Origin of the sequence: Croceibacterium sp. TMG7-5b_MA50, from assembly GCF_039830145.1 — a bacterium.
Classification (GTDB): Bacteria; Pseudomonadota; Alphaproteobacteria; order Sphingomonadales; family Sphingomonadaceae; genus Croceibacterium.
Map to the genome: position 1 here is coordinate 2,356,976 of NZ_CP156082.1, position 10,112 is coordinate 2,367,087.

Here is a 10,112-nt window from a genome sequence, read left to right on the forward strand (position 1 = left end):
AACGACGTTTACAATGTAAACAGGCGCTCCTCCGTCACGCTGGAACTCGCCCGCTCCAGACCCGCGCCACCGCCGAACTGGAAGCCGATCTGCGTGGCAAAGGCGCGGCACATGGCCAGGCGGGCGGCGCGGTCCTCCGCGGTTAGGACATGGACGCGAGCGGCTTGCACGGCGGGCTGATGGATGGCGCGGGTGAGATAGGGCCAGTCCTCCCACAGCTCCACCACCTGCCCGGTCCGTGCCAGTGCGTCGCGCACCAGCCAGTGATCGACATGGTCGCCGATCGCCATCGGCCCCAACAGCAGGTCGGGTTGCAACCGGGTGACCTGCTCCGCCAACTGCCGGGTCAGCGGCGCCAAGGCATTGTCGTCTGGGTGCCGGGTGCCAAACAGCTCCAACGCGTTGGCGTAGCCGCGATGCGGCGCTTCCAGCAACGGCAGGTGGATCGCCTCCGCACCGATCACCGCGCACGCGGCCAGGTCCTCTGCCCGGCGCAGCGCCATGTAGTCCACATCGGACGGCAGGCCCTTGTCGAGCTGGCAGGCGAGCGCGAAGCCGGCGGGCTCAGCGACATTGCCGGTGAAGCAGGTGACGATCGTCACCTGGTCGCCGCCCCGCGCCCGCGCCGCCAGGAAGCCGCCGATCGAGAAGGCCGCATCGTCGAGGTGCGGGGAAACGGCGACGACGTGGCTCACAGCAGATGCGGCTCAGCGCGGAAGCGGCAGGGAGCGAGCGGGATGTAGGGATCGATGCCGGTGGCCGGGCGGGTGCCTTGCAGTGCGGCGTAGATGCCGGCGATCTGTGCGCCGACCGCATGCCAGCTGTAGACCCGGCGGCATTCCGCCAGGGCGGCGTCCGCCAGCCGGTGCCGCAAGGGCGCATCGCTCACCAGCCGGGTAATGGCCGAGGCGAGCGCCGGCACGTCGCCCGGCTCCACCAGCAGGCCGTTCTCGCCGTCACGGATGCAGTCCACGACGCCCACGGCACGGCAGGACAGCACCGCATGGCGGCTCGCCATCGCCTCCAGGATCGTGTTGCTGAACCCTTCGGCATAGGTGGGCGACAGGAACACGTCGTGCTGGCGGTACGATGCTGGCACCGCGTCGTAATCGGCGTAACCGGTGAAGGTGACACGATCCTGCAGGCCCAGTTCCGCCGCCAGCGCCCGTGCCGGCTCCAGGTCCGGGCCGATGCCCGACACGGTGCAACGCCAGTCCCCCGCCACCTGCGGCAGCGCATCGAGCATGTCGAGCACGCCTTTACGCCGGTCGACCCGCCCGTGATAGAACAGCCGCACCGGCCCGTCGGCTACCGTCTCGCCCGGAGTGAAGCGATCGGTGTCGACGGCGCCCGGCACAATGGTGAACCGCTCCATCGGGGTTTCCAGTCGTTCATGCACCTCGGCCGCGAAGCTGGTGCCGCCGATCAGCAGCGCGCCCGCATGGTCGAGCACCCGTTCCATGGCGATGCGGTGGGTGGAGCAGCACGATCCGACCCAGTGACCGTCCCCGCCCTGGATCGACACCACGCAGGGCACGCCCAGCACCTGCGCCGCCAGCAGCGTCGCCCAGCCGGTGGGATAGCCATATTGCGCGTGCAGGATGTCGAACCGCGTGCGCGCATGTTCGCGCACGATCGTTTCCACCATGCAGGCGATGTCACGCTCGAAATCGCCGCCGGCCTGTTCGCCCAGCGCCTCCAGCCCGATGACCCGCACACCTGGCACGTCGGGCGGCGGACCGCCGCCGTACACCTTGGCCCGCTCAGGATCGCCGTAATACTGGCTGATCATGGTGACCTCGTGCCCGGCGGCGACCAGCTGGCGCAGCAGGTTAATGGCGTAGATCGACATGCCGGAGATCGCGGGAAAGAACCGGCGGGAGACGAAGCAGACCCTCACCGTGCAACCAGCCTGGTGAGATAGCCGATCGCTTCCGGGATGGCGGCGTGGGCACGCGGGCTTTCGCGCGACAGTTCGACGCAGACCAGCCGGGCGAAACCGATCTGCTCCAGCGCGGCCAGCACGGCGGGCATGTCCATGTCCCCCTGCCCGAACGGCAGGTGCGTGTGGTCGCCGCGCCGCATATCCTCCACCGCGACCGTGCCGATACGGGGCGCATATTCGCGGATGGCATCCGCCGGGTCGATGTCCTCGGTCACCAGGCAATGCCCGGTGTCGAGCGCCAGGCGGAGGCGCGGGTGGCGTTCGGCCAGGGCGGCATAGTCGCCGACCGTCTCCACCAGCATGCCCGGCTCCGGCTCGAAACTCGCGTCCACGCCGCGCAGCTCCGCATGGTCGAGCACGCGGGCGAGACCATCGTCCAGCCAGCGGAACGCATCTTCACGCACCACGCCGGCCTGCGGCACCCCGGCCCAGAACGACACTGTCTCGCTGCCCAGCAGCGCCGCGATGTCGAGCGCCCGGCACAGGAACTCCACCCGTCTGGCCCGCCCATCCGCCGCCGGGTTCACCAGCGTCGGCTCATGCTTTAGGCGCGGGTCGAGCAGATAGCGCGCGCCGGTTTCGATCACGCTGCCGAGCCGCAGTTCCTCCAGCAGGCGACGTACCCGTTCCGTCTCCCGCTGCCAATCCGGGGCGAAAGGGTCCAGGTGATGATGGTCCAGCGTCAGCGCCACGCCGTCATAGCCGGCATCGGCGATCAGACGCAGCGCATCGTCCAGCCGGTGATTGGCCGCGCCATTGGTGTTGTAGGCGTAGCGCAGGGTCATGCCGCAACCTCCTCCCGCTGATCCCACGCGACATGGTGCGCTTCGGGTTCGCGGTAGAGGGGGTAGAGCGGGCCGACGAGCGCATCGGCCGCGGCGGTGTCGAACAGCGGGTGGCCCAGGCGCTCGGCATCCTGCAGGGTCAGGCGCACGGGTCGCAGCGTGTCCGTTGCCTCACCGAAGCGGATCAACGGAGAATCCAACGCCAGCAGCTTCTCCGAGTTGCGGGCGCCGATCCGATAATAGCTCATCGTCTCGACCTCCATGCCGGGCACGATCACCTTGACCACGCTGACCGCCCGGTCAGGTGGCGACAGGTCGACATAGAGCATGTCGAACCCGGCCTGCTCCACCGCCGCGCGGGCGACCTGCGCGCGTGCATGGCCATCGGTCGCTGCTTGCGACGGCAGCTCGGTAAATTCGTAAGATGACCGTTCCGCCAGCACGCTGCCTGCCAGCCAGCCGCGCAGTTCGGCGGCGTCGCGTGCGGTCCAGTCGCGCATTGCCTGGAAGGCCCGGCTGTCGGTCGACTTCGCTGCACCGCCGGCCTGCGCCATGAAGCGTTCGACATAACCGGCGGGTGCGACCTTCCGCACCAGATCGGCGGGGCCGTGGGCGAAAGCCTTGCGCGCGCGGCTGGCGGCATATTCGGTCAGGCACTTGTCCAGTGCCGCCGCGCGGTCAGGATGGCATCCTTCGCCGCAGGCCGTCACCATGATCGGCGCGGCGGGCGGCGCCCGCTCGTCCACGCCCACGCAGTACAGGTTCGGGATGCCGAACTGGTCGGTGGCGAATTTGGGCATTGCCCGGATGCCCGCCGCGTGGAACCGGCCCAGGATCGCGCGGGTGGATGGGGGCAGTCCGCCATCCCAGTCCAGCGTGACACCGCGGTCGAGCGCGCGGAACAGCAGGCCGTTGCCGTCGCGCTGCAGGATCTCGCACAGGCCATGCCCGATCGCCCAGTCGAGATCCGGCCCCGCGCCCATGCCGTTGGAGATGATGGTGGTGAACGGCTGGTAGCCGGGCGTCAGCTCCTTCGCCGAATAGGCGGCGAGGTCGATCGGCACCAGCACCTCCGCCCCGTCCGCCCACCGGCGCGCTGCCACCCATTCCAGCACCGTATCGCGCCCCACCGGCGATCCAGCGGGCAGGCACAGCGTCAGTGGGTCGGCCACGCCACGTTCGCCCAGCGTCCGCGCCATTTCGCTATAGCTGCCGCGCGTCCGTTTCCGCCCCTGCAACGTCAGCGTCGGCCAGACCATCTCCGCGATCTCGCCCAGCCCGCCCAGCACCGCCGCCTCATCCGTCGCGCCGTAGCCCACGCCGTAGGGCATGATGCCGGCCAGCGCCGGATCGTCCGGGAACAATGCGACCACCCATACCGGCAGGCCCAGCCGGTCGAGTGGGTGGATGGGGAAGGCGACGACATCACCCGCCGGGAAGGCGTCGAGATAGGCCTGCGCCGCCGGGCCGAGCCCCTTGGGAAGACCGGACCTCATAGCGGCAGCCTCCGCACACCCGGCGCCCGTGCCAGCCCGTCATCCAAGGCCGCAAGCGCGACCTCGCTATCGACCTCTGGCGCATATTCGAACGGGGTCAGGACCGCATCGAAGGCGAGCGGGGCGATGGTGTCGCGGTAGCGGCGCAGTTCGGCGTGTGTCAGCGGAATGTCCTTGTGAAACGCCTTGTGGCTGGAGATGGCATGGCTGCGGCCGCCCGCATCCTGGTCGATCTTGAACATGTCGCCGCAGAACAGCCGCCTGCCGGGCACATCGTGCAGGCAGGCCTGCCCTTCGTAATGGCCGCCGACGTGATGCAGGGTGTAGCCGGGGGCGAGTTCCAGCGTGTCGTCGAACGGGGCGGTGACGCGAAATGCCTTGGTCATCCGCAGGTCGTCGCGCTGGATAGCGACCACCGGCGGGTCGAACACCCGCTGCAACTGGAACAACGCGCCATAGCCGTGGGCGTGGCTGGCCGCGAGGCAGGCGATCCCGCCCAGCCGCTCGATCTGCACCAGCATCGCGTCCGAGTAGTATGGCGCCGCCTCGAATGCGATATTGCCGCCGGGACGCACGATCAGCCAGCCCGTGCCGGCGAGACCCAGCGCCGGGCTGGTGGTGAACGCCCACAGGCCAGGCGCGACCTCGCGGGCAGTCCCGGTGTGCGTGGCGGCGACCTCTGCCTCCGGCAGGAAGCGCCAGCCATCCTCCGGCAGGTCGTTGCGGACATCGGTGCAGACGGGGCAGTCGGGCGGGGCGAAATGTCGTTGCCAGAATCCGCAATTGGCGCAGGCGTACCAGTTCAGAGCCATCGGGCAGCCTCCCGGTAGGCGCGATCGAACAACCGCATCAGCTGAAGATCACGAGCCATGGAGAAATCGTGCGGCGCGCCCCCGGCAGCGGCCATGAAGGCGGCCGCCTGCGCGGCGAACGGGCTGGTCGCGGCATCGAACGCCAGCCGCGTTTCCAGGCCGCTGACACCGCACCGACGCAGCAGCGTGCCCCCGGCGGTCTGCCCCATCGTGTCGATGGCGACCAACAGGCCACGTTCGCCCAGCACCTCCAGCCGCCGGCGGGGCAGCACCTCCGCGCAATTATACGCGACATGGCTCTGCACCAGCACCCCGTTACCGGTGCGGCCCATCAGCATGCCGCCATCGTCCACCGGATAGGCATGGACCCGCCGCTGGAGCGCGATGGACAGGTCCGCCAGCGGTTCGTTCACCAGGTACTGCGCCAGGTCCAACCCGTGCAGCGCCAGGTCGATCACCGCGCCGCCCCCGGCACGCGCGGGATCGGTGCGCCAGTTGTCGTGCTCCCCGCCATCCGGCGACCAGGCCGGATCGAGCCAGCATGCATAGACGATCCGCACCGCCAGCACCCGGCCGATCGCATCGCGGTCGATCGCCTCCGCCATCGCCACATGCGCCGGATGGTGCCGCTGGTCGAAGGCGGTGCCGTAGAGTCCGCCGGCGACAGCTTCGGCCATCGCCTCCGCATCCGCCAGGCTGGCGGCGATCGGCTTTTCGCACAGCACCGGCATCCCCGCTGCGGCACAGGCCTCAACCGGGGCGAGATGCGCATCGTTGGGTGTCGCGACATAGACCAGGTCGCACGCATCCGCCGCCAGCATCTCCTGCACGGTGGCGAACGCCGCCATGCCCGCCACCTCCGCCCGCGCGCGCGCTGCCGGCGATGGATCGACCACGGCGGACACCCTACCGCCCGCAGCGGCGATCCCCGGCGCCATGTAATCGCGCGCGACCCAGCCAAAACCGACGATACCCCAGCGCATCACCACCGCTCCGGCAGATCGACCATCCGGCGCAGGCGCACCGGATCGGGCGGGAACGGCAATTCGGCATCGGGGCGCGCCCAGAAGCAGCCGGCGCCATATTCCCGCTGGTAGCGGGCGGACGGCCAATGCGTGTGCCCCTGCCCGTTCAGCAGGGGGTTCGGCCGCAGTGCAGCCGCCACCGGCGGCACCGCGATGCCGCCCACCACCGCGCGCGGACCGGTGCTACCCTCGACCAGGGACCACGCCTCCACCGAAGGATCAGCCTGCCAGTTACCGACAGCGGGCACAGAGCCCGACAGCAGCGCATGCAGCAGGTCGCGCTCGTCATGCACCAGCGCATCTGGGAACAACGCCGCCCATTCCGCCGCCGGCCGCGCCGGGCCCAGCGCGCCCGGCGTATGGCTGGCATTGTGCAGGTGACTGATCGCCAGCACGCCGCCGGGTGCGACCTGCCGGCGCAGGGCAGCGGCGACTGCGGACTGATCGGGCAGGAAGTAGAACGCGTCGTGACACATCACCAAGTCGGCCTGCGCGCCTTCCACCGGCCATGGCGCGGCGGCGTCGAACACCACGTAGCGGGCCGCTGGCGCGACCCAGTGCCGGGCGAGCCAGCACTTGGCAAAGACCACGTCCGCCCCGGTGCAGGCGACCCCGCACCGACCGAGGTCGCGCAGGTAATGACCGATGCCGCAGGCAAGCTCGAACGCGGTCGCGGGCGCACCCCAGTGCGCCTGCAGCAGAGCGAGGCCGGCAAGGTATGTCGGATCGCTCCAGCGATAGGCAAAGTAATCGGCCACCGGGCCAAGCTGCAGCAGCGCCATCGCCGCACGCAGGCTCAGTGCATCACGCTCCCGCACCAGCCGGGCGAGATCGTCCGGCTCGGTCGCCGGTCCGGTCCACCAATCGTCCTGGTCGGCCAGCAGCAGCAGCAATGCGGCCTGGTGCCGCCCGGCATCGAGATGATCTAGGGTGGCGGCGACCAACGCGTCGCGCCCGGTCCGCAGATAGGGGATGCCGTCCACCACCGGCCATCGCTCCCCCGCTGCCGCCAGCGAATGCGGCGTGTCGGGCGTAAGCGGCGCGCCGGAGGTGGGCGAGCGCAGGTTCATAGCAGGCCCGCATCCATCAGGATACGATCGTGGAACGGCTTCACCGGGCCATCGTGCACCAGACCGTATTCACCCAGCACAGTGTTCATCGTCAGCCGCGCGGCACGGGTGTGCTGTTCGATCTCCAGCACGCGGTCGAGCACGTCGGCCACGTGGAAGGCGCGCGCCTCCCCCGTGGCGTCACCGCCAATCGGCGCCAGCGCCGCGGAGACCTGCTGCGCCAACCCGTCAGGTAGTTGCGCCAGTGCGGCATTGCGGGCGTTGGCAATGGCCGTGTCCAGCGCATCGCCCAGCAGTATCTCCCCCGAATAGCCGCTGTCGGGCATGGCGGCATTGTGCAGGTGATGCGCCAGGCCGGACAGGAACACCGGCACGGGATCGGCATCGTGCCACCCGCTCGCCAGCACGCCATAGACGGCGACCATCAGGCAGTGTTCGGCGTGGTTTTCCGCCGGCTGCAACATGATGCGCGGGCGGCCCGGGCACGTGACGCCCGCGCGGGGCTGGCGCGCCAATGCCGCCACGAAGGCGGGCACCTCGCCGGCGTAGGGGCGTCCCTCCGGCAAGGCGGCGCGCAGCCGGTCCCGCACCGCCGAATGAACCTCGCCAGCCACCTCTTCGAAGGCGCGGTCCAGCACCGGCAGCGGATCGAGCCCGAGCGCCTGCAACGTCCCGAAATCGAGATCGCCCAGCCGCGCCGCCACCAGCACGGCGGCCGTCACCTGTTCCATCACGCGGCCCGCCGGCTCGCCGCGCAGCAGGGCGGCCCAGGCATCCGTGAACAGCCGTTGCGCGATCGAGCCAGGCGCATTGGCCGAATGGATGCGCTTCAGATCGCCCAACTCACGGAAGAACGGCAGCGCGGCCGGAGTCAGCCCGCTCACGCGATCTCCGGCGCACGATCCAGCCAGCGGTCCAGCATCGCCTGCTGTTCGGGGAAGCCGTGGATCGGCTCCCGCCCGTTCGCCGTCTGCGGCAGCTTGAAGAACAGGCCGAGCTGTTCCTGCACGCCGCCCTCCCCGCGCTGCTGCGCCAGATCCAGGCAGCGGGCGATCTCGATCGCCAGCGGGGCGGCGAGGATGCTGTCCTTGCACAGGAAGTTCAGCTTCAGCTGCATCTTCTGACCCATGAAGCCGGTCAGATCGATATTGTCCCAGGCTTCCTTGTCGTCGCCGCGCGGGCGGTAATAATGGATCATCACGATGTGATCCTCCACCGGGTAGCCCAGGATCTGGTTCAGCACGCTGCCCTTGGTGCCCAGCTTCGATTGCAGGGACTTGGGATCGTCCAGCGCCAGGCCGTCCGAATTGCCCAGGATGTTGGTGGAGAACCAGCCATCCACATGCAGCGCCCGATCGCGCAGGGCGGGGGCGATGACCGTCTTGATGAAGGTCTGGCCGGTCTTGCCGTCCTTGCCCGCCACCGGCACGTTCCGCTCCGCCGCGAAGGCCGCAAGGGGGGCGATGTCGGCCGCGACGGAGGGCGTGAAATTGGCGTACGGAGTGCCGGCGTCGATCGCGGCATAGGCATAGAGCATCGCCGGGCTGATCGCGGCATCGTCGCTGTCCAGCCCACGCTCGAACCCTTCCAGCGATTGCAGCGCCGGATCGGCGGCGTCGGCCACCCGTTCGGTCGAGGCGAGGTTCACCACCACCACCCGGTCCAGCCCCTTGTCCCGGCGGAACCGCTGGAGATCGGCCTGGATCTGCTCCACCGCCGCGCGATGGCCGCCGGTCAGCTTGTTGCCGCCGTCGATATTGGCGCAGTATCCGGTGCTGCCCGCCGCCTTCCACGGGCGCATGGTGTTGAGGGCGGAAGCGCCGTTCGACAGCTCCTTCTCCCCGATCACGCCATGGCGGATCGCGCAGGCGCCCAGCGTGTCGTCCGCCAGGTCCCAGCCACCGAACTCCAGGTCGCGGTACGCGGCCATGCCGGGCACATCGCGGTCGGCCAGCGGCAGGCCATCCAGGCTGTTGCTGCCCGCCTTGATCATCTCGATACCGGCGATGGCCGTGGTGGCGACAGCACCGCCCACGCCCACGATCGCCACACCCAGCCGTTCAGCCATTATCCTCAACCCCGTCCATGGACGCCCGGTACGGGTCATCCTGACGGGTCAATGGACGGGCGGAAGCGCGGGGTTCACCTTTTGGAAAGGGTTCCGGTAAAAAGTTCGCGTGCCAATTACATATGTGCCTGCGGATCGCGGCTACGCTGATCCATGTCACTTTGTGGCGAGCCGACGGGCGGCAGCCAGTCGGTCGCGACCTCGTGATGGCGGTCGTTGAACTGGACCAGAGCGGCCAGCCGATCGACATCGGTGATCCGGATCACGCGGCCGTCGCGCTCCACGAGACCAGTCTCCTCCAGCGCCTTCAGCGACCGGTTCACATGCGTCTTGGTGAGGCCGACCGCATCGCCCAGGTCCTGCTGCGTCAACGGCAGTTCGAACCGCGAACCGTCCAGCCCATCGACCACGCGCAGGCGGGACCGAATGTCGAGCAGCAGGGTTGCGATGCGGGTGAAGCCGTCAGTCCGCCCAACGGAGGTGAGCCGGTCGGCCATCGCCACCTGTTCCGATGCCGCCACGCCGTACAGCAGCGCGGCAACGCGTGGGTGATCGCGGAACAGCCGTCCCAAATTCTCGCGCGGCACTTCGTACAGCGTCGCATCGCTGACTGCGCGCAGGGTGGCGGCGCTGCGATGCCAGGCGATGGAAAAGGTGGTGGTGATGTCGCCCACGAAATAGAATCGGAGGATCTGCCGCCCGCCATCGGGCAGGCGGACGGACCCGTGCAGCCAGCCGCTGGCGACGACATGCAACTGGTCTGTCGCCTCCCCTTCGTGCACGATCACCTCGCCCGCGCGGTACAGCCGCTCGCGCCTTTCCAGCCAGCGCAGCGCATCCCGCTCCGCAAAGGTGAGCGCCAGATGTTGCGACAGGCGAGTCTCTAGCGCGCTGGGGGTCATGGCTGCGGC

General features: G+C 69.3%; 10 protein-coding genes. All 10 read right to left on the reverse strand.

The window, feature by feature from the left end; all coding sequences use genetic code 11:
* Nucleotides 1-8 precede the first annotated feature (8 nt).
* The 10 genes from V5740_RS11135 to V5740_RS11180 all read right to left on the reverse strand — a co-directional run bounded on the left by V5740_RS11135 (nt 9) and on the right by V5740_RS11180 (nt 10,103).
* Nucleotides 9-695 carry a PIG-L family deacetylase gene (locus V5740_RS11135; protein ID WP_347302547.1) on the reverse strand — a complete coding sequence of 229 codons (687 nt, stop codon included), beginning with the start codon at nt 693-695 and terminating at the stop codon, nt 9-11.
* Nucleotides 692-1,900, reverse strand: a complete 1,209-nt coding sequence (locus V5740_RS11140; protein WP_347302548.1) for a glycosyltransferase family 4 protein — start codon at nt 1,898-1,900, stop codon at nt 692-694. Before V5740_RS11140 ends, V5740_RS11135 begins: the two co-directional genes overlap by 4 nt.
* Nucleotides 1,897-2,730, reverse strand: a complete 834-nt coding sequence (locus V5740_RS11145; protein WP_347302549.1) for a sugar phosphate isomerase/epimerase family protein — start codon at nt 2,728-2,730, stop codon at nt 1,897-1,899. The genes V5740_RS11140 and V5740_RS11145 overlap by 4 nt, the downstream gene beginning before the upstream one ends.
* A complete protein-coding gene (locus tag V5740_RS11150) occupies nt 2,727-4,226 on the reverse strand; it encodes a YcaO-like family protein (RefSeq protein WP_347302550.1) in 1,500 nt (499 codons plus the stop codon). Before V5740_RS11150 ends, V5740_RS11145 begins: the two co-directional genes overlap by 4 nt.
* Entirely contained in the window at nt 4,223-5,038 is an 816-nt protein-coding gene (locus tag V5740_RS11155) for a hypothetical protein (protein ID WP_347302551.1), read from the reverse strand. Before V5740_RS11155 ends, V5740_RS11150 begins: the two co-directional genes overlap by 4 nt.
* Nucleotides 5,029-6,021 (reverse strand): Gfo/Idh/MocA family oxidoreductase, encoded by a 993-nt coding sequence (locus tag V5740_RS11160; RefSeq protein ID WP_347302552.1) that lies wholly within the window; start codon nt 6,019-6,021, stop codon nt 5,029-5,031. Before V5740_RS11160 ends, V5740_RS11155 begins: the two co-directional genes overlap by 10 nt.
* The gene (locus tag V5740_RS11165) at nt 6,021-7,133 is read right to left on the reverse strand and encodes a methyltransferase domain-containing protein (RefSeq protein ID WP_347302553.1); all 1,113 of its coding nucleotides are present in this window, start codon (nt 7,131-7,133) and stop codon (nt 6,021-6,023) included. The genes V5740_RS11160 and V5740_RS11165 overlap by 1 nt, the downstream gene beginning before the upstream one ends.
* Nucleotides 7,130-8,017, reverse strand: coding sequence for a hypothetical protein (locus V5740_RS11170; protein ID WP_347302554.1), 888 nt, complete (start codon nt 8,015-8,017; stop codon nt 7,130-7,132). Before V5740_RS11170 ends, V5740_RS11165 begins: the two co-directional genes overlap by 4 nt.
* Nucleotides 8,014-9,201: an inositol-3-phosphate synthase gene (locus V5740_RS11175; protein ID WP_347302555.1), complete on the reverse strand. Its 1,188-nt coding sequence runs from the start codon at nt 9,199-9,201 to the stop codon at nt 8,014-8,016. Before V5740_RS11175 ends, V5740_RS11170 begins: the two co-directional genes overlap by 4 nt.
* A gap of 116 nt (nt 9,202-9,317) precedes the next feature.
* On the reverse strand, nt 9,318-10,103 hold the full coding sequence (locus tag V5740_RS11180) for a Crp/Fnr family transcriptional regulator (protein ID WP_347302556.1): 786 nt from the start codon (nt 10,101-10,103) through the stop codon (nt 9,318-9,320).
* Nucleotides 10,104-10,112 lie beyond the last annotated feature (9 nt).

Coding starts and splice junctions, on each gene's coding strand:
- V5740_RS11145 (WP_347302549.1), bottom strand. CDS start 2,730: ATGACCCTGCGCTACGCCTACAACACCAATGGCGCGGCCAATCACCGG.
- V5740_RS11150 (WP_347302550.1), bottom strand. CDS start 4,226: ATGAGGTCCGGTCTTCCCAAGGGGCTCGGCCCGGCGGCGCAGGCCTAT.
- V5740_RS11155 (WP_347302551.1), bottom strand. CDS start 5,038: ATGGCTCTGAACTGGTACGCCTGCGCCAATTGCGGATTCTGGCAACGA.
- V5740_RS11160 (WP_347302552.1), bottom strand. CDS start 6,021: ATGCGCTGGGGTATCGTCGGTTTTGGCTGGGTCGCGCGCGATTACATG.
- V5740_RS11165 (WP_347302553.1), bottom strand. CDS start 7,133: ATGAACCTGCGCTCGCCCACCTCCGGCGCGCCGCTTACGCCCGACACG.
- V5740_RS11175 (WP_347302555.1), bottom strand. CDS start 9,201: ATGGCTGAACGGCTGGGTGTGGCGATCGTGGGCGTGGGCGGTGCTGTC.
- V5740_RS11180 (WP_347302556.1), bottom strand. CDS start 10,103: ATGACCCCCAGCGCGCTAGAGACTCGCCTGTCGCAACATCTGGCGCTC.